Source organism: Buchnera aphidicola (Myzocallis carpini) (assembly GCF_964059025.1).
In the GTDB taxonomy this organism is placed as follows: Bacteria; Pseudomonadota; Gammaproteobacteria; order Enterobacterales; family Enterobacteriaceae; genus Buchnera_L; species Buchnera_L aphidicola_AK.
Genome location: NZ_OZ060376.1, coordinates 222,239 through 244,784, shown reverse-complemented (window position 1 = coordinate 244,784; position 22,546 = coordinate 222,239). Strand labels below are relative to the sequence as shown.

The window sequence follows — 22,546 nt, the reverse complement described above, 5'->3', positions numbered from 1 at the left end:
CAAGAGCATTATAAGTTATGCAACTACCTCCTGTTATTACAATAGATGGACCCAGTGGATCTGGTAAAAGTACATTGTCAAAATCACTTGCAAACTATTTAAAATGGTATACTTTAGAATCGGGAATGATATATAGAATATTTGCATGTTTATTATTAAAAAAAAAATTTTTTTTTGAAAAAAAAAAAATAATTCATGTATTAAAAGATTTAGAAAAATATTTTATTTATGAGAATGGAATGATATGTAATATTATCAATAAAAATTTTTCGTATCGCTACATTGTATCAAAAGAAGTCACTCATCTTTCTTCTAAAATAGCAAAAAATGCTTATATAAGAGAAAAACTATTATTAAAACAAAGATTATTTCGTAGATATCCAGGATTAGTTGCTGATGGTAGAGATATGGGAACAATGGTATTTCCCGATGCAAAAATAAAATTTTTTTTAAAAGCAGACTTAAAAAATAGAGTCTACCGTAGAATGCAAGAATTTCAAAATCAAGGTATAAAAAGTGACTTTAAAACTACATTATTGCACATGAAAAAAAGAGATGAACGTGATAAAAATAGAAAAAATTCTCCGTTAGTACCAGCAAATAATGCTATTATATTAGATTCTAGTAATATGAATATTACAGAAGTAATACAATATACTATTAATTGTATTAATAAAATTCTTATTTAAAAGTTTCAGTCGCTCTATAATTAGGATGATTATAGAAAATACTAATAACCCTATTTAACATGATGTTAAATAGTTGTTCAACTATATTATTATTAATTATTTATATGAATGAATCCTTTGCTCAATTATTTCAAGAATCTTTAAAAACAATTAGTACGAAAACTGGATCTATTATTTCCGGAATAGTAGTAGATATTCAAAAAGAATTTGTATTAATTGATTCGGGGTTAAAATCTGAATCATATGTTCCAATTGAACAATTTAAAAATAAATTAGGAAAAATAGAAATTGATATTGGTGATCATATCGATGTTACACTAGATGCTATAGAAGATGGATTTGGGGAAACCATTTTATCTAGAGAAAAGGCAAAAAAATATGCAGAATGGATGAAGTTAGAATGTGCACATGAAACCTCTAAAACTGTTGTCGGTGTTATTACTGGAAGAGTAAAAGGAGGATTTACTGTTGAATTAAATAATTTACGTGCTTTTTTACCTGGTTCACTAGTTGATATTAGACCTATAAAAGATACAGGACATTTAGAAGGAAAAGAATTAGAATTTAAAGTTATTAAACTTGATCAAAAAAGAAATAATGTTGTTGTTTCTAGAAAAGCAGTTATTGAATATGAGACTAGTACCGAAAGAAATACATTATTATCAAATATACAAGAAGGCGTCACAATAAAAGGGATAATAAAAAATTTAACCGATTATGGTGCATTTGTTGATTTAGGTGGAGTAGATGGATTGTTACACATAACAGATATGGCATGGAAAAGAGTGAAACATCCTAGTGATGTTGTTAATATTGGTGATGAAATTAATGTTAAAGTATTAAAATTTGATAGAGAAAAAACTAGAGTATCTCTTGGATTAAAACAATTAAGTGAAGATCCTTGGAATTCTATTTTAGATCGATATCCAGAAGGTACAAAAGCATACGGTAAAGTAACTAACTTAACAGACTATGGATGTTTTGTAGAAATAGAAGAAGGTGTAGAAGGACTTGTACATATTTCAGAAATGGATTGGACAAATAAAAATATTCATCCATCAAAAGTTGTTAATCTTTTAGATACAGTACAAGTTATGGTATTGGATATAGATGCAGAAAGAAGAAGAATTTCTTTAGGTATTAAACAATGTCAAATAAATCCATGGATTTTATTTGCAAAATCACATAAAAAAGGTGTACATGTAGAAGGTAAAATAAAATCTATTACCGACTTTGGTATTTTTATTGGATTAAAAGGAGGAATAGATGGTTTAGTACATTTATCAGATATTTCATGGGGTATTTTAAACGAAAAAATACTAAGTAAATATAAAAAAGGTAATAAAATATCTGCAGTAGTATTACAAGTAGACTCTGAACGAGAAAGAATTTCCTTAGGAATTAAACAATTACAAGAAGATACATTTAGTAAATATATTCAAGAATATAAAAAAGACGATATTGTTCCAGGAAAAGTGGTATCAATAGAAAAGAATATTATTAATGTTCATTTAGCAGTTGATGTGAATGGTATTATTGATACCAACAATATCAACCCTAATCTTCATATTAATGATTTTATTACTTGTAAATTTAATAAATTTGATAGAAAAAATAGGATTATTTACCTTAATATACATAAAAATTATACAAAAGAACACAAGGGACAATCAATATTTTTAGAAAAATTTCAAAATCATACATTTTTTAAATATTATCATTAAATTTTTAATATTTTATATTTTTAATATACTTATATAGTATATAAAATTTTTTCACATTATTATTCCTATATTAGAATTACTATATTAATTATAAATTATTATCTAAAAATATAGTATGATAGAAGTATTCTTATAAACTATGCAATATATTCTCTAATATATCACATTACTCAGAGACTAAGTACTATATTTTTTATCTAGTAACTTAGTTTCTTAAAAAATAAGGAATATATGAAAAATTTTACTATTGTAAGTAATTGGAAATTAAATGGAAATAATAATACAATATATAATTTTATCACTAAATTAAAGAAATATTTTTTAATATACCCCATTGTAAATAATATTATTTTTGTACCTCCTGTCGTATATTCTAATAATATTAAAAATGAAATTAAAAACACAAAATTTTTCCTTGGTGCACAAAATGTTGATATAAATATTTCTGGTGCTTTTACGGGAGAAATTTCTATAAAAATGTTACAAGATATTGGTATAAAATACGTAATTATTGGGCATTCTGAACGTAGAATGTTTCATAATGAAACAAATAAATATATTGCACAAAAATTTCAAATTATCAAAAAATATAATATGATTCCTATATTGTGCGTGGGAGAAACTTTCAAAGAAAAACAACTTTGCCAAACTTATGATATCTGTAAAAAGCAAATTAATATTATTTTAAATCTTATGGGAAAATATGCTTTTCGAAATTCCATAATTGCTTATGAACCAATTTGGGCTATTGGTTCTGGAAAAACTGCAGATATACAATATATTCAAAAAATTCATAAATTTCTTAGAAGTTATATTTGTGATCATAGCGATATCAATTCTGATGAAATTATAATACAATACGGAGGATCAGTCACTTCAAAAAATATTAAACTTTTTTTTGAAGAACCAGAAATTAATGGAGTGTTATTAGGAGGTTCTTCTTTAATATATGATGAGTTTATTAAAATTATAAAAATTACTAATACTATTTGAGTAAATTGTTTGAAACACATCACATAAAGTGTAATAATTTTATAGTCAATAAATGGAATATATTATTTTACAAGCGCCGGGAAATTTAATCCGGCACCAAATATTTAATAAAGATTTTTAGCAATTTTAAACCACTCATATTTAAAATTTTTATTTTTATTTTTAATAGCTGTTAAAATATCATGGTAAATCATTTTTTCATTTTTAATTCCAATACATTTTCCGCCATATCCTTTTAATGCTAATGAAATAGCATATGCACCCATTCTAGAAGCTAATATCCTATCGTAGGCTACTGGAGAACCACCTCGTTGTATATGTCCTAATATTGTAGCTCTAGTTTCTTTTTTAGTTTCTTTTTGAATATATTGTGCTAATTTTTCAACATCACAAATACATTCTGTAATTACAATAATAGCATGTTTTTTCCCTTTTTTCATGCCTATCTGTATTTCTTTTAGTAATAATTCTTTTTGATAAGGAATTTCAGGTAAAATAATAAACTCACAACCTCCAGCTATAGCAGCAGATAAAGTTAAATCACCACAAGATCTTCCCATAACTTCTACTATAGAAATTCTTTGATGTGAAGAAGATGTATCTCTTAAACGATCTATAGCCTCTACAATTGTTTCTAAAGCTGTAAAATAACCAATTGTATAGTCTGTTCCAACAATATCATTGTCAATCGTTCCAGGCAGTCCAATACATGGAACACCCATATCGGTTAATTTTTGAGCACCAATGTATGATCCATCTCCTCCAATAATAATAAGAGCATCAATTTTTTTATTTTTAATATTTTGGATTGCTGATAGTCTAATGTTTTTTTGATAAAATTCCGGAAATCGTGCTGATCCTAATAGAGTACCCCCTCTATTAATAATATTAGAAACGCTATGATAATTTAATTTGTATATTCTATTATTATATAAACCTAAATATCCATCGTATATACCAAATATTTCTAATTTTTTATTTATCCCTGTACGTACTATAGATCTAATAGCAGCATTCATTCCAGGGGCATCACCACCACTTGTTAAGATGCCAATTCTTTTAATCATAATATATCTTAAAGTAGGTATTGAATTTAAAATATCAATAATAAAAACAATTTTCTAAATATTTTGAAACAATTTCAAAATATGATATATTTAAAAATTTTTTAAAAATTTATTCATCATTTTTTAAAAATGAATATTTCATTGGTGTACATAAGGTATTATTTAAATTATATACAATAGGTACTCCAGTTGGAATATGTAAATCGATTATTTCTTCATTATTTAAATGGGATAAATATTTCATCAAAGCACGTAAAGAATTTCCATGTGCTACAATTAGAATTCTATTATTTTGTTGAATTTTTGGTAATATATTATTTTTCCAAAATGGTAACACTCTATTTAATGTTAATTCTAAACTTTCAGAGGAAGGAATTTCGTTATTTTTTAAATTTTTATATCTTTCATCATTACAAGATGACCAATTATCAGTATTTTTCATTTTGGGAGGAACACTAGTAAAACTACGACGCCATTGATTTACTATTTTATCACCATATTTAGTAGCTATTTCATCTTTATTTAATCCTTGTAAATTTCCATAATGTCTTTCATTTAATCTCCATGTTTTTTTTACTGTTAACCATACCTGATCTAATTCATTTAAAATAATCCATAAGGTATGGATAGCTCTTTTTAATAAAGAAGTATAACAATAATCAAAATTAATTTTTTTTTTCTTAAGTATTTGACCAGATAATTGAGCTTCTTTTTTGCCTTGATTGGAAAGTTCTACATCAGTCCATCCAGTAAATCGATTGAGTTTGTTCCATGTACTTTCCCCGTGTCTAATAAGAATTAATTGTTTATTATACATCTTTTTGATCCTTAATATAATATTCATTATAGTAAATGAAAATATTGTTAATAATTATAAAGTATATATTTTATAATATTGTTATAAAAGATTATAACATAATATGTGAAATATTAAATATTTAATAAAATTCTAGAAAAATCTTCTAAAATATTTTTTATTTTTTTTAAAAATCCTATTGCTTCTTTTCCATCTATTAACCGATGGTCATAGGAAAGAGATAAATACATCATTGGAGCAATTGTCATCTTTTTATCAATCACAATAACACGATCTTGAATTTTATGCATACCTAAAATAGCTGTTTGAGGTGGATTAATAATTGGGGTGGATAATAATGAACCGAATACTCCTCCATTAGTAATTGTAAAATTACCACTTAATAAATCTTCTAATGTTATTGTTTCTGCATTGGCTGCAGTGATAAAATATTGAATTTTTTGTTCTATTTGTGCCATAGACATTAAGTTAACATCTTTTAAGAGAGGAGTTAATAATCCTTTATCGCTCGCAATAGCAATATTAATATCAAAATATTCATAAAATATTATTTGATTATCATCAATTTTAGCATTAATAATAGGAAAACATTTTAACGCTTCTACAACAGCTTTAATAAAAAAAGACATTAAACCTAATCGTATATTATATTTTTTTTGAAAAAAATTACGATATTTATTACGTATTTGAAGAATTGACTGCATATTAACTTCATTAAAAGTAGTTAACATAGCGGTATTTTTTACGGTCTGTAGTAATCTTTCTGATATTCTTTTACGAATGACTGTCATTGGAACTTTTTTTATATTTCTTGTTGTAACAATATTATTTTTAATAGATTTTGTTTTTGAAATATCTTTTTTTTTGATATTATTGTTAGATGAAAGATCTTGATTAGTATCTTTTTTTATTATCTCTCTTCTTTGAGAAGGACTATAATGAATATTGATATGATTATTAATATCTTGAATTTTTTTATTCTTTTGGTTATTATTATCAATATCTTGATAGAGTTTTTTTATACTACCTTTTTCAATATTCTTTAATTTTCCTAAAATTTGCTTACTAATAACTATATCACCTTCATTTTTTAATATTGTAATTAACATGCCATTGATACTAGATGGTACTTCTAAAATTACTTTTTCAGTTTCAATATCGACTATAATTTCATCTTCTTGAATATATTCACCTATTTTTTTATGCCATTTAATAACTGTTGCGGTATTAATTGACTCTGGTAGTTCTGGAACTAAAATATTTATTTCTTCCATATATCAAAAATATCCTTAAATAATATTTAATGCATCATCAATAATCTTATTTTGTTGTTTTTTATGAATAGAAAAACATCCTACTGCTGGAGCAGCAGAAGAAGGTCGACCAATATAACTAAGGTAATTATCAAAAGGAGATAATTTTTGAAATTGTTGATGTATATAGTACCATGAACCTTGATTTTTTGGTTCTTCTTGACACCATACAATATTTTTAATATTTTTATAAAAATGTAATACTTTCAATATTTCGTGAACAGGAAAAGGATATAATTGTTCTATACGAATTAAAATAACACGAATATCTTCCTTTTTTCTTCTTTGATTTAATAAGTCATAATATATTTTTCCTGAACAAAAGATGATTTTTTTAATTTTTGTAATATTAATAATATCTATTTCATCAATTATTTTTTTGAAATATTTATTTTTTATTTCCATAAATGATGAATAAGTCATAGAATTTCTTAATAAAGATTTTGGTGTAAAGATAATTAATGGTTTCATGATCTTTTGTAATGCTTGATTACATAACATATGATATATTTGTGCCGCTGTAGAAGGAATACAAATTCTCATATTATGTTGAGCACAAAGTTGTAAAAACCGTTCTATTCTAGCAGAAGAATGTTCAGGTCCTTGTCCTTCATATCCATGAGGTAATAGCATAACTAATTTTGATTTTAAATTCCATTTTTGTTCTCCTGAACAAATAAACTGATCAATAACAATCTGCGCTCCATTAGAAAAATCACCAAACTGTGCTTCCCAAATATTTATTGTATTATATGAATTTGTAGAATATCCATATTCAAAGGCTAACACTCCTTCTTCTGAAAGAACAGAATTACAAACAGACATTTTTCCTTGTAATTTGTGTAAATAATTGACAGGAATATAAGAATTTCCATTTTTTTGATCATATATTTTAATATGACGATGAAAAAATGTACCTCTACCTACATCTTCTCCGGATAATCTACATGATATTCCATGATATAATATGTTAGCATAAGCAAGATTTTCTGCTCCCCCCCAATCAAGAAATTGTTTTTTATTCATCCTGTATATACGATCTTGATATATTTTATATACTCTATTATGTAATTCAAAACTGTATGGAATATTATGCATTTTTATAAATAAATTCTGTAAATTTATATTTTTTGAGATATATGTATTCGGTATATCTTTCAATTTTTTATAAAAAACATTTTTTTGTATAACCGGTAATTTACTTAATATATTAATTTTTTCACGGTATTTTAATTTCCAAAAATTAAAAAAATGAGTATCAATAATATTTTTTGATTCTAAATATTTAGCATACATTTTACAAACAGGAAAATGTTTTTTAATTTTTTTATACATAATAGGTTGTGTCACGCTGGGTTCATCTGATTCATTGTGTCCATTTCTACGATAACAAACTAAATCAATAAAAACATCTTTTTGAAATATATATTTAAATTGTAATGCTAAATCAAGAACAAAAAATACAACATTAGGATGATCAGAATTAACATGAAAAACTGGTGCTTGTATAATTTTAGCAATATCTGTACAGTATCTACTAGATCTAAGATCTTTTATTGAAGATGTTGTAAAAGCAATTTGATTATTTATAACAATATGTAATGTTCCTCCAACAGAATAATGATTTGTTTGAGACATATTTAATACTTCTTGGTTGACTCCCTGACCAATAATTGCAGCATCACCATGAATATTAATAGGTAAAATATTGTTTGTATTGTTTGTTTGCAATGTTTCAATATATGCTTTTGAAAATCCCATAACAACTGGATTAATAATTTCTAAGTGTGATGGATTAGGACGTATTTCTACACTAATACTCCTATTATTTATATTAAGTAATTTATGTAAACCAGAATGATATTTTGCATCCCCTGTACCACGATAAATATTATATTGTTCAGAAAATTCATAACACAATTCATTTATTGATTTTTCTAATACATTAACTAATACATTTAATCTTCCTCGATGTGCCATTCCAATTATGATTTTAGAAGAACATTGATGAGCCGCATAATCTATAATCTGATGTAACATAGGAATTAATATGTCTGCTCCTTCTAGCGAAAAACGTTTTGAACCTGTAAATGTAGTATGAAGAAATTTTTCAAAAACTTCTGATTTTATTAAATTTTTTAATATATATTTCTGTTTTTTTTTTGATAATTGAAAATGATCCGATTGTTTCTCTATATTTTTTTGTATCCAAGTACGTTCTTGTACATTTTCAACGTGCATATATTCTATTCCAAAGTGACCACAATATATTTTTTTGAATTTATTATAAATATTGATGTTATCGGAATGATTGCAATTATAATGTTGAATATGAAAAAGTTCATTATCTTCATTTTCCATAGATATTATTTTCAATATTTTTAACAAAGATAATTGTTTATGTTGATTAAACATTTCTAATGGATCTAATATTGCATATTGATGTCCATATTTTCTGAAAAAATTTATTATTTGAAAATTAATATAATCATGTATATTTTTTTTTTTTTTTGAATATAGTGATTATTTTTAGTATTTTTTTCACATACAGGAAAAAATTTTTTTTTTTGAAAAACATTATTCCAGTATAAAGGTATGTTGTTTCTTTCTTGCAAAGATTTTTGGTAGATGTTTTCTACATACAATTGATTGGTATAATGCAATTTATTGAGATAGGAATTTAAAAAAAGTTCTTTTTGCATAAAATATCCATAGAATTATCATAATCGAAATAACGTATTTAATATATTAAAAAGAAAAAATAATAATTTTATATTGGGTTGTTGATATCTATAAATTTAACACACAAATTATATTTTTTAGCAATCCATTTTCCTAAAGCTTGTATTCCATATCGTTCAGTAGCATGATGTCCTGCAGCAAAAAAATGAATATTATTTTCATGAGCATAATATATAGTGTCTTCAGAAGCTTCTCCTGTTAAAAAAGCATCTATATTTGCATTACGAGTGTATTGAATAAATTTTTGCCCTCTTCCACTACACCAAGCAATAGTTTTAATAATATTATTTTTTTTATTTTCAAAATACACTGGGATTTGTTGAAACTGTTTTTTAATAAGATGATATAAATCTTTAGAACAAATAGGATGTTGAAATTTTCCTATTAAAACTATATCTTTAATTTTATCAACAATGGTAATATTCAATTTATTTGCTATTTGTACATTATTACCTAGTTTTTTATGAATATCTAGTGGAAGATGCCAACTGTATATGTTAATATTATTTTTTAAAATGGATTTAAATCTTTTTCTTGTATGGTGTAAAATTTTTTGACATGTATTGTTCCAAAAAAAACCATGATGTACAATAATTGCTTGGGCGTTTTTCTGAATTGCAATGTTTATTAATTTTTGACAAATGCTGACTCCGACAAAAATTTTTTGAATTTTTTTACATCCTTCTATTTGCAAACCATTTGGAGTAATATCTTTTATTAAATGCGAATTTAGTTTTTTATTGACAATTTCTTCTAACTGATAATTGTTCATATATAACCTATCAATATTTTTAAAAATATTATAATTTTTTTATTTTTAAGGTTTGTAACAGAAATATAAATCTTGAATATCATCATTTGTTATCAACATGATATTGAATATTTAAAAAACCATATACAATATGTATCAATATTGAATGTAATAAGGTTGGTATAATGTTATTAGATAAATACCTTATCAATAATTCAAAATATTTCTGTATTTTAAAAAATTATTTTAAAAAAATTTCAAAAATTACATTATATAGTATATAACATATTTAAATATTTATTATAAATACTTATAATACAATATTACATTTATAAAACTAAAAATATAGATATTAAAAAATATCTTTTTTGAAAATTTTCAAGAGGAATTTATGAATAAAATAGGAATTTTTTTTGGAAGTGATACCGGTAATACAGAAAAAATTGCAAAGATTATTTATAAAAAAATTGGAACAGATATAGCAGAATTATTTGATATTGCAAATGCTAAAATAGAAGATATTAATCGATTTGATATTTTAATATTTGGAGTTCCAACTTGGTACTATGGAGAAGTACAATGTGATTGGGATGAATTTTTACCAAATTTAAAAAAGATAAATTTTAAAAATAAAATAGTAGCATTATTTGGTTGTGGTGATCAAGAAGATTATAGTGAATATTTTTGTGATGGAATAGGAATTTTATATCATTTTCTTATTAAGAAAAATGCAACTATTATTGGGAAATGGCCTAATGAAGGATATCAATTTGAATCTTCTAAAGCTTTAATGAATGATAAAGAATTTTTTGGATTAATTATTGATGAAGATAGACAACAAGAAAAAAGTCTTGTAAGAATTAATAAATGGTTACAACAAATTTTATATGAAATAAATAAAATAGAGAAATTTAAAATGCTAAATATAACAATATAAATTATTATAATATATTTTTATTGAACAAAATATAATAATACTATTCCGTTACTATATTCTGTTCAATATTAAAAATAAAATACTATTTATTGTGTATTAATACTGCCAAATCTAGTACTTTATTAGAATAACCAGTTTCATTATCATACCAAGCAATTAATTTTACAAAATTGTTATTTAATGATAATCCTGCTTTTGCATCAAAAATAGATGTTAATGAAGATCCATTAAAATCTGTTGAAACAACATCTTCTTCAGTATATCCTATAATATTTTTCATATCATTTTTTGAAGAATATTGAATAACATCACAAATTTCTTTATAAGTAGTTGATTTGATTAGTTTAACAGTTAAATCTACTACAGAAACATTGGGAGTAGGAACACGAAATGCAATACCAGTTAATTTTCCATATAATTCTGGCAAAACTTTTCCAACTGCAATAGCTGCACCAGTAGAAGATGGTATAATATTTTGTAAAACACCTCTACCTCCTCTCCAATCTTTTTGTGAAGGAGAATCAACAGTTTTTTGTGTTGCGGTAGTAGCATGTACAGTAGTCATCAAACCTTCTTGAATACCAAAAGATTGATGTATTATTTTTGCTAATGGAGCTAAACAATTTGTAGTACAAGAGGCATTTGATACTACTAATTGATTAGAATAAGAATTAAAATTGACTCCATTAACAAACATAGGGGTATCATCTTTTGGAGGAGCTGTAATAATAACTTTTTTTGCACCTGCAATAATATGTTTATATGCGTCTTTTGTAGTTAAAAAAATTCCTGTAGATTCAATAACAATATCTGTATTTAATGTTTTCCATGGAATTTGTTCGGGGTTTTTTTTAGAAAAAATTCTTATTATTTTATTGTTTACAACAATGGCATTTTTTTGCACTTCTATGGACCCCTGAAATCTTCCATGAGTAGAATCCAATTTTAACATATATGCTATATAATTGACATCTAATAAGTCATTAATACCTACAATTTCAATGTTAGAATAATTTTGTGCTACTCGAAATAATATTCGTCCAATTCTTCCAAATCCATTAATACCAATTTTAATTTTCATATTATATACCAGTTATAAAATTCAAAAAATATTATATATTTATTCTAAAAAATGTATTGATATATAAAATAAATATATTACTTTTATTAAAGTCAAAACATGCTCATATATTGTTATTATAAACAATATGTATTTAGTATAATTGATAATTATATTATCTATTTTTGATATGTATAAGAAATAGATATAATAATATATTATTATATTTTAATAATATTACTTAATTTATGATTACAAATACTATCTTTTCATTCAATATAAATACTCTAGTTATTCATTTAAAACACGGAATTGGAAAATATCAGGGATTAACTATTTTAAAAAATAATAATATTGAAACGGAATATTTAACAATTTTATACGCAAATGATGCTAAATTATATGTTCCAATATACCATATTTATTTAATTAAAAATTATAATTCTATATGTGAAAATGAAAAAGTTGTATTACATACTTTAGGAAGTGGAAAATGGAATCAAGAAAGAAAAAAAATATTTAAAAATATTACAGATATTGCAGCAAAAATATTAGATAGTAATGCATATAGGTTTTCTAAACCTGGTTTTTCATTTAAGATAAATATTGAAAAATATAAAATATTTTGTAAAAATTTTCCACATAAAATGACCATAGATCAAAAAAAAGTTATTAAAGCAGTACTCAAAGATATGAATAAACCAATACCTATGGATCGATTAATTTGTGGTGATGTTGGTTTTGGAAAAACAGAAATTGCTATTCGAGCAGCATTTATTGCTGTAAATAATAATAAACAAGTTATTGTTTTAGTACCAACTACTTTATTAGCACAACAACATTATAAAAGTTTTCAAGAAAGATTTGCAACATGGAAAATTAATATTAATGTATTATCGAGATTTCAAAATAAAACAGAACAGTTACAATGTATTGAAAATGTTAAGAATGGATATACTAATATTTTAATTGGAACACATAAAATTTTACTAAATAATTTAATATGGCATAATTTAGGTTTACTCATTATAGATGAAGAACATCGATTTGGAGTTAAACAAAAAGAAAACATCAAAAACAATTTTTCTAATATTGATATATTAACTTTAACAGCTACACCTATTCCTAGAACACTAAATATGGTTATGAGTAATATTCGTGATTTATCAATTATTTCAACTCCTCCAAAAAATAGATTACCTGTAAAAACTTTTATTAAAAAATATAATATACATTTAATTAAAAAAATTATATTACTGGAATTATCACGAAAAGGACAGATTTATTATATTTGTAATAAAGTATCTATGTTAGAAGAAAAATTATATACATTACAAAAAATGATTCCAGAAGCAAGGTTTAATATTGGTCATGGACAAATGAATAGTGATGAATTAAAAAAAATTATGTATGATTTTTATCAAAAAAAATTTGACATTTTAGTATGTACAACAATTATAGAAACTGGTATTGACATTCCTACTGTAAATACCATTATTATTGAAAATGCAGATTCCTTTGGATTAGCTCAACTACATCAAATGCGAGGTAGAGTAGGTAGATCATATATACAAGCTTATGCTTGGTTATTAATATCAAATTTTAAAAAAATCTCTTTGAATGGAAAAAAAAGATTACAAGCCATAAAATCTATTAAAGATTTTGGTGCAGGATTAAAATTATCTATGCATGATTTAAAAATTAGAGGTATAGGAGAATTATTGGGATATAATCAAAGTGGGCATATTAAAAGTATTGAGTTATCTCTTTATATAGAATTATTAAATAAAACAATTCAATTGATTAAAAAAAAATCTATTTTATCACTTACGGAAATAGAAAAAAAACAACCAGAAATACAATTATCTATACCCAATATATTACCAAATAAATATATTCCTGATATTACTCAAAGAGTATATTTTTACAAAAAATTATATTTATTAAATAACAAAGAAGATTTATTAAAAATACAATTACAATTAATTAATAATTTTGGTATTTTACCTCAAGAAGTAAAAAACTTAATATTATTAATAAGAATCAAAATTCTATCTAATAAAATAGGAATTACAAAAATAAAATCTAATAAATATGGAGGAAAAATTACTTTTCTTCATATTCCAAAAACAGTTGATATACAAAAATTATTTAAATTGTGTACAGAAGAATTTACAAAATGGAATATAGAAAAAAAATATTCTATAAAATATTTTTATAAAGTTTTTGATGATATTAAAAGAATTAAATGGATATTTAATGTTTTAAAAAAAATAAAAAATATATTTACTGTTGATAAGTTATCAAATTCATAAAGAATATTATCTAGGTATATTATGCAACAAATTATTTATATAGTGACGGCTGGTAATAAATCAATTGAAGTGTGGAAACTATTAAATACTGGAAAAATGTTTTTAATACAAATTATTGATACCGATAATGGAGAAGGACAAACAATAACTATTTTACAAAAAAGAAAAAAAATATACGTTGGTATACGTCCTTATTATAAAATTTTAATTTATGATATTTTAAAAAATGGAAAATTAAAAAAAATCGATAAAATTAATATCCCATACAGTCCTCATTACCTTATTACAGATGCTCAAGAAGAATTTTTATTTTGTAGTTATTATCATGCTGGTTGTATGAACATCAGTTATATTAATAATAAACACATACCAACCACAATAGTAAAGAATTTTTATGGTTTAGAAGGATGTCATTCGGTAAATATCGATCTTTCAAATAATTTTGTTTTTTTTCCTGCATTATTACAAGATCGTATTTATTGTTACAATTTTCAAGATTTTAAAAATAAAAAAAATATTTTTTTTGATACATTGAAATATGTTAATTGTCTTGAAAAATCTGGACCAAGGCATATGGCATTACACCCAAATAAAAAATATATATATAATATTAATGAACTCAATGGCACCATTGATGTTTGGAAAATATATAATATTAAAAAAAATATACAACATATACAAAATATTCAATTATTTCCAAAAAATAACAAAAATCAATATTGGTCTTCAGATATTCATATAACTTCTTGTGGAAAATATTTATATGCTTCTGATAGATTACATAATACAATTACTCTTTTTCAAATCAATAAACATTATACACTCAGTATGGTAAATAATTTTTATACTGCAAAACAACCAAAATCATTTATTATTGATGAAAAAAATAAATTTTTAATTTCTATTGGTCAAGTATCTAATACTGTTATGGTACATAATATTTCTAAAAAAAATGGTTTTTTAAATACGTTATATGAATATTCAGTAGGTAATAATCCAACATGGATTACAATCCATACAATATAAACATGATATAATTATTATTTACTATATCTTTCAAAAGAAAGATATAGTAAAATTCTATATTTATTTTTTATAAAATAAAAAATCTATTATTTTGAATCGCATATTTAATCGCTATAATCATTTTTTTTAAATAATACTTCTTAATAATATATGGCGGAGTTAAATAAATAATATTTTTAAAAGGTCGAATCCATACACCATGATTAACAAAAAATTTTTGTATTAATTTTAAATTTACAAAATGATAACATTCAATGACAGCAATTGCTCCTAAAACACGTATTTCTTTAATACGAGGATGATTTTTCATTAAAAATAAGTTATTTATAAAATATTTTTCAATACAACGCACTTGTTGTTTCCATAACCCCTTTTGTAAAATAGAAATATTTTTACTTGCTACAGCACAAGCTAATGGATTCCCCATAAATGTTGGGCCATGCATAAATTTGTAAGGATAATTGTTACTAATAATATCAGAAATTTTTTGCGTTGTAATTACAGCTGATAAAGTTAACATCCCTCCTGTTAATGCTTTTCCAATACATAAAATATCCGGAGTAATATTAGAATATTGAAATGCAAACAGTTTACCAGTTCTACCAAATCCAGTAGCAATTTCATCTATAATTAGTGGAATATTATATATATTACATATTAATCTAATATTTTTTAAATATTCGCTATGATAAAATTGCATATTTCCTATACCTTGTACAATAGGTTCTAAAATTACTGCTGCAATAATATGATGAAATTTCATCATATTATCATTAAAAGATTTAATATCACAAATATTCCACTTTTCTTGAAATGATATTTGAGGTTGTTTGGAAAATAAATTTTTTGGTATCACATTATGATATAAATTATGCATAGAATTTACAGGATCACATACAGACATTGCAAATAATGTATCTCCGTGATATCCATTACGTATTGTCAAAAATTTATTTTTTTTTATTTTTAAAGCTTTCCAATATTGTAGAGCCATTTTCATTGCTATTTCTATTGAAACTGAACCGGAATCACAAAAAAAAATACGTTTTAATTTTTTAGGTAAAATATTTAATAATCTTTTACACAAAGAAATAGCTGGTTTATGTGTAAAACCTCCAAACATAACGTGAGACATGTGATCAATTTGTTTTTTTAAAGCTTGATTTAATTTTTTATGGTTATATCCATGAATCGCTGACCACCAAGATGACATACCATCTATAATTTGCACGCCACTCTGTAGTGTAATATGCACACCTTTAGCAGAAGAAACAAAATAACATGGTAATGGTTTTACTATAGAATCATATGGATGCCAAATATATTTAGAATTAAAATACAAATTATTTTTATTCATAATTATTACTATATCAAAATATTAAAGTATTTCAGTATACACTATTTATTTAATCGAATATACCTGTATGGAATAAAAATGAAAAAAATATGGAAATTAGAAGAAGTTAATATATTATTTCAAAAACCATTTTTGGATTTAATGTTTGAAGCACAAAAAATACATAGGAAATATTTTAATCCTAATGAAATACAAATTAGTACTTTACTATCCATAAAAACAGGGTTGTGTCCAGAAGACTGTAAATATTGTGCACAAAGTTCTAGATATAAAACAAATATTAAAAAAGAAAAATTATTAGATATTGCAAAAGTATTAAAAGCAGCTAAAAAAGCAAAAGCATCAGGATCAAATAGATTTTGCATGGGTGCTGCATGGAAAAATCCTCAAGAAAGAGATATGCCATATTTATTAAATATTGTTAAAGAAATCAAAAAGATGAATATGGAAACTTGTATGACTTTAGGCAGTGTAAATAAAACACAAGCAATACAATTAGCAAAAGCTGGATTAGATTTTTATAATCATAATTTAGATACTTCTCCACGATTATATAAAAAAATTGTTACTACTAGAACATATCAAGATCGATTACAAACATTAGATATTATTAGAGATTCCGGTATTAAAATATGTTCTGGAGGAATATTGGGATTAGGAGAAAATAATACTGATAGAGCTGAATTATTAATGCAATTAGCGAATTTAAAAAAAATACCTGAAAGTGTTCCTATTAATATGTTAGTAAAAATAAAAGGAACACCAATGGAAAAAAACGAAAATATTGATAATATTGATTTTATTAAAACTATTGCTGTCGCAAGAATTATGATGCCAACATCTTACATTAGACTGTCAGCTGGTCGTGAAAACATGAGTCAAAATATGCAAACAATTTGTTTTATGGCCGGTGTAAATTCTATTTTTTATGGATGTAAATTACTGACAACAAATAATCCAAATCAATCAGATGATTTACGATTATTCAAAAAATTGGGATTACAAACTAAAAAAATCAATATCAAAAATGCTCAAATAGAAAGTGTTATTCAAAAATAAAAATTATAATTACTTTATTAAAGATACAATATTTTTATAAAAATTATTATTCTACTTATATAAAATAAGTAGAATATCTTTTATGAATATTTTATAAAAAATTTTAAATATGAAAAACATGTGGTTTATAACTGGAACAGATACTAATATAGGAAAAACAATAGTATCAACAATTTTATTACAAAAAGCATCACAAATAGGATATAATACCGCAGGATATAAACCTATTGCTGCTGGTTGTGTAGAAAAAAAACATGGATTATTTAATAGTGATGTTTTATTATTAAAAAAATATAGTAGTGTTTATTTAAAATATAAAGAAATTAATTTATTTTCTTTAAAAGATTTTTTACCACCAAATTTTTTTTTTGAAAAAAATAAAAAAATAAATTTATATCAAATATCTCAGGGATTAAAAAATCTTCAAAAAAAATCTAATTGGATTATTATAGAAGGAATAGGAGGTTGGTATACACCAATTTTTCATACAACAAATTTTGCAAAATGGATCTTGATAGAAAAAATACCTGTAATTTTAGTAATTGGAATAAAATTAGGTTGTATTAATCACGCTATTTTAACATATCAAGCAATTATAAAAGATAAAATAAAATGTTCCGGATGGATTACCAATTGTTGTGTAAATCAAGAGGAAAAGTATTTAAAATATTATATAAAAACCATTAAAAAATATATCATGGCTCCTTATTTAGGAAATCTTCCATATTTTCAAAATATAAAAAATATATTTAGTAAAAAAAATAGTATTACATTACCAAAATAATATTTTTAATATACTGAATAATAGAATATAGTTACGTAATATAAATAACTATATTCTAAAAATTATTTGTACACTGGATATTGTTTACATAGTTCTAGAACTTGATTTTTTATATTTAATATTTTTTTAGAATTTTTATGATTTTTAATAATTGCAATTAACCAATCAGAAATTATTTTTGCTTCCTTTTCTTTAAAACCTCTTCTTGTAATTGCTGCAGTACCAATACGAATCCCAGAAGTAATAAAAGGACTCTGTAAATCATTGGGAATACTATTTTTATTTACAATAATATTTGCTTTTCCTAATGCATGTTCTATTTCTCTTCCAGTTACTTGATGTTTAGTTAAATCAATTACAAATAAGTGATTTTTAGTTTTTTTAGAGACAATCTCAATTTGACTATTAATTAATGTACTTACCATAATTTTTGCATTATTTAAAATTTGTTGTTGATATTTTTTAAAGCATGGTTGTAAAGCTTCTTTAAAAGAAATTGCTTTTGCTGCAATAACATGCATTAAAGGTCCACCTTGACTGCCTGGAAAAACAGCAGAATTTAGCTTTTTATAAAATAGTTCGTTTTTATTTTTTGAAAGTATTAAACCACCTCTAGGACCAGATAATGTTTTATGTGTAGTTGTTGTAACTACATCAGCATATTCTATGGGACTAGGATACAATCCTACTGCAACTAATCCAGAAATATGTGCTATATCAGCCAAGAAATACGCATTAATATTACGAGCAATATTTTGTATTTTTTCCCAATTCACAATACCAGAAAATGATGAAAATCCTGCGATAATCATTTTTGGTTGATATTTATGAGCCATTTTTTCTAATTCTAGATAATCAATATCACCATCTTGATTTAACCCATATGATATTGAATTATATAATTTTCCGGAAAAATTTACTACAGATCCATGAGTTAAATGACCCCCATGTGATAAATTCATACCTAAAATTAAATCTCCTGGTTTTAATAATGCTAAGCATACAGAAAAATTTGCTTGAGAACCAGAATGAGGTTGTACGTTAGCATAATCTGCTTTAAATAATTTTTTTGCACGTTGAATAGCTAATTTTTCAATTTCATCAACATAATTACAACCTCCGTAATAACGTTTTTCTGGATATCCTTCTGCATATTTATTGGTTAATTGTGATCCCTGTGCTTGCATAATAGCACGACTAGCATAATTTTCAGAAGCAATTAATTCAATGTGATATTCTTGTCTATTATTTTCTTTATTAATTAAATTCCATATTGTCTTATCAAAAATTTCAAGGGGTAAATTATTTTGAATCATAAAAATTATCCTATATTTTATTATAAAAATATTTTCATAAATATGAAATTTATATAAAATTATTTTAAATTATTTTCTATTATATTTATCAAAGTAATCAGAATGTATTTTTTTTATAAGATTATTTATATGAACTATACAATTTTCTTTGTTTATAAAATTATAAAAACGAATTAAATTATTTTTTATTTTATTTTTTTCTAATAATAAAAGTATGTTAGTATTATATTTTTTAATATTTTTAAATATCTTGTTGAAATTTACTGGTTGAAATTCTAAAAAAGTTTTTAACATAGGAAAATTATTTCTAATATTTTCTGATAAATCAATTGCAAATAATTTAATTTCTTCACTATCCAATAAAATATAAATATCAATCATAATATTTTTTTCATTAAAAATAGATAATGATTTTAATAGTAATAATAATCTTTCCATTCCAATTGCTAATCCCATTGCTGGAGTTTGAGGTCCTCCTAAGTTTTCTACCAATGTATCATATCTTCCTCCAGCGCATATTGTATTTTTAGAACCTAAAAAATTTGTTTTCCATTCAAAAACAGTATTATTATAATAATCTAATCCTCTGACTAATCTGGGATTAATAATATATTGAATATTAAAAGAATCCATAAGATTACATAATTTCTGAAAATGTATACGTTCTTGAGAAGTAATAAAATCCATAAGTATAGGAGATTTTTTGAGTATATTTTGTATTTTTGTACTTTTACTATCTAATATTCTTAAAGAATTATTATGTAATTGATTAATGCAATGATTATCTAATAAATCAATATGTTTATACAAAAAATGTTTTAATATGTTTTGATATTTTTTTCGAGATGCAAGAGATCCAATAGAATTAATTTCTAAAAATACATAATCGGAAATATTTAATTTTTTCAAAAATTTGTTGATCAATATAATAACTTCTAATTCTATTTCTGGTTCTAAAAAACCAAATGTTTCTATTCCAAATTGAAAAAATTGTCGATATCTTCCTTTCTGTGGACGTTCATATCGAAACATAGGTCCATAATACCATAATTTTTGTTTTTTATGATATAGTAATTGATTTTGAATCATAGACCTGACACAACCTACAGTTGCTTCTGGTCTTAAAGTTAAATTATTTCCATTTTTATCATTGAAAGAATACATTTCTTTTCCAATAATATCCGTCATAGACCCCATAGATTTTTTAAATAATATTGTGTTTTCTACAATAGGTAATCTAATTTCAAAATAACTATAATTAAATAATATTTCTTTCAATATATTTTCTACTTTATTCCATAATATTAATTCTTTTGGAAGATAGTCATGCATACCCTTAACAGATTGAAAAATATCCTTCACGTAATTTTCCTAAAATATTAAATTTCATATATAACACATAATAATATAATTGTGATATTTCTATTTTTACCGAATTTATTTATATATTATATTATATATTGTAAAGTATCAAACTACTTCATATTTGTACTAGTTAATTGACCACATGCCGCATTAATGTCTTGTCCACGAGATTTTCTAATCGTTACTACAAAACCTTTACAAGATAAAAAATTTAAAAAAGAATATATTCTTTTAAAATTACTACAGAGAAAATTAGTATTAGGGAGATAATTCCAAGGAATTAAATTAATTTTACTTGGTACATTTTTTAATATTGTTGCTAATTCTTTCGCATGTAATAAAGTATCGTTAATATTATTTAACATAATATATTCTATCATAACTCCATTTTTATTGAGTTTAGAAAATTTTAAAAAATTCAATACAGAAGATAAAACAGATGCTATATTATATTTTTTATTTATTGGCATTAACTGAGTTCTTATAATATCATTTGGGGCATGTAATGAAATAGCTAATTTAACATCAATGGTATGAGATAATTTGTTTAAAGCAGGAACAATACCTGCTGTTGACAAAACAATTTTTTTTTTTGAAATATTAAATCCAAAAGTATCTGAGATAATTTTTAAAGCAGTAACAACATTGTTGAAATTTAATAACGGTTCTCCCATACCCATCATTACTATATTTGTAATAGGGGGATATGCTATATTGTTATAGTCATTAATTTTTTGTAATGCAATCCATATTTGCCCAATAATTTCAAAAACTAACAAATTACGACAAAAACCCTGCATACCAGTCGAACAAAAGGAACAATTTAAAATACATCCAATTTGTGAAGAAATACATAATGTTCCTCTTTTCTTTTCAGGAATATATACTGTTTCAACCATTCCATGATTTACTGAAACTATCCATTTTATTGTATTATCAATAGAATGTTGTTCTTTTATAAATTTTGGCGCTTGAATAATACTAATTTTTTTTAACTTATTTCTCAAATTGATTGAAATATTATACATTTTATCAAAATCATTACAAAAATGACGGTATATCCATATCATTATTTGATCTGCACAAAACCTTTTTTCTCCTAATGAAAGCAAGAAATTTTGCATTTGATCGCGATCTAAATTTAATAAATTAATTTTATTATAAAAAATATCTTTATGTAATATACTATCCATAATTATTTCTTCATAAAGTAATATGTTATTTTTACAAG

Annotated in this window: 18 protein-coding genes and 1 pseudogene; 8 read left to right on the top strand and 11 right to left on the bottom strand. The window is 23.7% G+C overall.

Going from position 1 to position 22,546, the window contains the following annotated elements; genetic code table 11:
• Positions 1–17: 17 nt before the first annotated feature.
• The 3 genes from cmk (at position 18) to tpiA (ending at position 3,406) form a co-directional block, all read left to right on the top strand.
• Positions 18–689 carry a (d)CMP kinase gene (cmk, locus tag AB4W53_RS01090; RefSeq protein ID WP_367671580.1) on the top strand — a complete coding sequence of 224 codons (672 nt, stop codon included), beginning with the start codon at positions 18–20 and terminating at the stop codon, positions 687–689.
• 104 nt (positions 690–793) lie between these two features.
• A complete protein-coding gene (gene rpsA / locus AB4W53_RS01085; protein ID WP_367671578.1) occupies positions 794–2,413 on the top strand; it encodes a 30S ribosomal protein S1 in 1,620 nt (539 codons plus the stop codon).
• 231 nt (positions 2,414–2,644) lie between these two features.
• Positions 2,645–3,406, top strand: coding sequence for a triose-phosphate isomerase (tpiA, locus tag AB4W53_RS01080; RefSeq protein ID WP_367671577.1), 762 nt, complete (start codon positions 2,645–2,647; stop codon positions 3,404–3,406).
• Between the two features lie 104 nt (positions 3,407–3,510).
• On the opposite strand, the gene pfkA is transcribed toward tpiA, so the two are convergent.
• From pfkA to AB4W53_RS01050, 6 genes are all read right to left on the bottom strand, one after another.
• Positions 3,511–4,473 (bottom strand): 6-phosphofructokinase, encoded by a 963-nt coding sequence (pfkA, locus tag AB4W53_RS01075; protein ID WP_367671575.1) that lies wholly within the window; start codon positions 4,471–4,473, stop codon positions 3,511–3,513.
• 109 nt (positions 4,474–4,582) lie between these two features.
• On the bottom strand, positions 4,583–5,290 hold the full coding sequence (gpmA, locus tag AB4W53_RS01070; RefSeq protein WP_367671573.1) for a 2,3-diphosphoglycerate-dependent phosphoglycerate mutase: 708 nt from the start codon (positions 5,288–5,290) through the stop codon (positions 4,583–4,585).
• A gap of 113 nt (positions 5,291–5,403) precedes the next feature.
• Entirely contained in the window at positions 5,404–6,564 is a 1,161-nt protein-coding gene (gene sucB, locus AB4W53_RS01065; protein ID WP_367671571.1) for a dihydrolipoyllysine-residue succinyltransferase, read from the bottom strand.
• A 15-nt stretch (positions 6,565–6,579) separates the two neighbouring features.
• Positions 6,580–9,072, bottom strand: a complete 2,493-nt coding sequence (locus AB4W53_RS01060; RefSeq protein WP_367672128.1) for a 2-oxoglutarate dehydrogenase E1 component — start codon at positions 9,070–9,072, stop codon at positions 6,580–6,582.
• On the bottom strand, positions 9,072–9,305 hold the full coding sequence (locus tag AB4W53_RS01055; protein WP_367671570.1) for a hypothetical protein: 234 nt from the start codon (positions 9,303–9,305) through the stop codon (positions 9,072–9,074). The genes AB4W53_RS01060 and AB4W53_RS01055 overlap by 1 nt, the downstream gene beginning before the upstream one ends.
• Positions 9,306–9,373: 68 nt before the next feature.
• The gene (locus AB4W53_RS01050) at positions 9,374–10,117 is read right to left on the bottom strand and encodes a Nif3-like dinuclear metal center hexameric protein (protein WP_367671569.1); all 744 of its coding nucleotides are present in this window, start codon (positions 10,115–10,117) and stop codon (positions 9,374–9,376) included.
• 370 nt (positions 10,118–10,487) lie between these two features.
• On the opposite strand from AB4W53_RS01050, the gene fldA reads away from it, so the two are divergent.
• Positions 10,488–11,033 carry a flavodoxin FldA gene (fldA, locus tag AB4W53_RS01045; protein ID WP_367671567.1) on the top strand — a complete coding sequence of 182 codons (546 nt, stop codon included), beginning with the start codon at positions 10,488–10,490 and terminating at the stop codon, positions 11,031–11,033.
• An 82-nt stretch (positions 11,034–11,115) separates the two neighbouring features.
• Here fldA and gap read toward each other — a convergent pair whose 3' ends face one another.
• Positions 11,116–12,114: a type I glyceraldehyde-3-phosphate dehydrogenase gene (gene gap, locus AB4W53_RS01040; protein WP_367671565.1), complete on the bottom strand. Its 999-nt coding sequence runs from the start codon at positions 12,112–12,114 to the stop codon at positions 11,116–11,118.
• Between the two features lie 227 nt (positions 12,115–12,341).
• On the opposite strand from gap, the gene mfd reads away from it, so the two are divergent.
• Positions 12,342–14,408 carry a transcription-repair coupling factor gene (gene mfd, locus AB4W53_RS01035; RefSeq protein WP_367671563.1) on the top strand — a complete coding sequence of 689 codons (2,067 nt, stop codon included), beginning with the start codon at positions 12,342–12,344 and terminating at the stop codon, positions 14,406–14,408.
• Positions 14,409–14,429: 21 nt separating this feature from the next.
• On the top strand, positions 14,430–15,434 hold the full coding sequence (locus AB4W53_RS01030; protein ID WP_367671561.1) for a beta-propeller fold lactonase family protein: 1,005 nt from the start codon (positions 14,430–14,432) through the stop codon (positions 15,432–15,434).
• Positions 15,435–15,501: 67 nt separating this feature from the next.
• Here AB4W53_RS01030 and bioA read toward each other — a convergent pair whose 3' ends face one another.
• Positions 15,502–16,791: an adenosylmethionine--8-amino-7-oxononanoate transaminase gene (gene bioA, locus AB4W53_RS01025; RefSeq protein ID WP_367671559.1), complete on the bottom strand. Its 1,290-nt coding sequence runs from the start codon at positions 16,789–16,791 to the stop codon at positions 15,502–15,504.
• 78 nt (positions 16,792–16,869) lie between these two features.
• Here bioA and bioB point away from each other — a divergent pair.
• Positions 16,870–17,793: pseudogene (gene bioB, locus AB4W53_RS01020) on the top strand (biotin synthase BioB); the annotation flags it as partial.
• Between the two features lie 166 nt (positions 17,794–17,959).
• The gene (gene bioD, locus AB4W53_RS01015) at positions 17,960–18,634 is read left to right on the top strand and encodes a dethiobiotin synthase (protein ID WP_367671558.1); all 675 of its coding nucleotides are present in this window, start codon (positions 17,960–17,962) and stop codon (positions 18,632–18,634) included.
• Between the two features lie 62 nt (positions 18,635–18,696).
• On the opposite strand, the gene glyA is transcribed toward bioD, so the two are convergent.
• The 3 genes from glyA to rlmN form a co-directional block, all read right to left on the bottom strand.
• The gene (gene glyA / locus AB4W53_RS01010) at positions 18,697–19,950 is read right to left on the bottom strand and encodes a serine hydroxymethyltransferase (RefSeq protein WP_367671556.1); all 1,254 of its coding nucleotides are present in this window, start codon (positions 19,948–19,950) and stop codon (positions 18,697–18,699) included.
• A gap of 69 nt (positions 19,951–20,019) precedes the next feature.
• Positions 20,020–21,312 carry a histidine--tRNA ligase gene (gene hisS / locus AB4W53_RS01005; protein ID WP_367671555.1) on the bottom strand — a complete coding sequence of 431 codons (1,293 nt, stop codon included), beginning with the start codon at positions 21,310–21,312 and terminating at the stop codon, positions 20,020–20,022.
• Between the two features lie 113 nt (positions 21,313–21,425).
• Positions 21,426–22,508 (bottom strand): 23S rRNA (adenine(2503)-C(2))-methyltransferase RlmN, encoded by a 1,083-nt coding sequence (gene rlmN / locus AB4W53_RS01000; protein ID WP_367671554.1) that lies wholly within the window; start codon positions 22,506–22,508, stop codon positions 21,426–21,428.
• Positions 22,509–22,546: the final 38 nt, after the last annotated feature.

What these genes read in the sequence shown, in the direction of transcription:
- AB4W53_RS01055 (WP_367671570.1), bottom strand. Translation starts at nt 9,305, where the DNA reads ATGCAAAAAGAACTTTTTTTAAATTCCTATCTCAATAAATTGCATTAT.
- gap (WP_367671565.1), bottom strand. Translation starts at nt 12,114, where the DNA reads ATGAAAATTAAAATTGGTATTAATGGATTTGGAAGAATTGGACGAATA.
- fldA (WP_367671567.1), top strand. Translation starts at nt 10,488, where the DNA reads ATGAATAAAATAGGAATTTTTTTTGGAAGTGATACCGGTAATACAGAA.
- gpmA (WP_367671573.1), bottom strand. Translation starts at nt 5,290, where the DNA reads ATGTATAATAAACAATTAATTCTTATTAGACACGGGGAAAGTACATGG.
- AB4W53_RS01030 (WP_367671561.1), top strand. Translation starts at nt 14,430, where the DNA reads ATGCAACAAATTATTTATATAGTGACGGCTGGTAATAAATCAATTGAA.
- pfkA (WP_367671575.1), bottom strand. Translation starts at nt 4,473, where the DNA reads ATGATTAAAAGAATTGGCATCTTAACAAGTGGTGGTGATGCCCCTGGA.
- rpsA (WP_367671578.1), top strand. Translation starts at nt 794, where the DNA reads ATGAATGAATCCTTTGCTCAATTATTTCAAGAATCTTTAAAAACAATT.
- bioD (WP_367671558.1), top strand. Translation starts at nt 17,960, where the DNA reads ATGAAAAACATGTGGTTTATAACTGGAACAGATACTAATATAGGAAAA.
- rlmN (WP_367671554.1), bottom strand. Translation starts at nt 22,508, where the DNA reads ATGGATAGTATATTACATAAAGATATTTTTTATAATAAAATTAATTTA.
- mfd (WP_367671563.1), top strand. Translation starts at nt 12,342, where the DNA reads ATGATTACAAATACTATCTTTTCATTCAATATAAATACTCTAGTTATT.
- glyA (WP_367671556.1), bottom strand. Translation starts at nt 19,950, where the DNA reads ATGATTCAAAATAATTTACCCCTTGAAATTTTTGATAAGACAATATGG.
- AB4W53_RS01050 (WP_367671569.1), bottom strand. Translation starts at nt 10,117, where the DNA reads ATGAACAATTATCAGTTAGAAGAAATTGTCAATAAAAAACTAAATTCG.
- bioA (WP_367671559.1), bottom strand. Translation starts at nt 16,791, where the DNA reads ATGAATAAAAATAATTTGTATTTTAATTCTAAATATATTTGGCATCCA.
- sucB (WP_367671571.1), bottom strand. Translation starts at nt 6,564, where the DNA reads ATGGAAGAAATAAATATTTTAGTTCCAGAACTACCAGAGTCAATTAAT.
- cmk (WP_367671580.1), top strand. Translation starts at nt 18, where the DNA reads ATGCAACTACCTCCTGTTATTACAATAGATGGACCCAGTGGATCTGGT.
- tpiA (WP_367671577.1), top strand. Translation starts at nt 2,645, where the DNA reads ATGAAAAATTTTACTATTGTAAGTAATTGGAAATTAAATGGAAATAAT.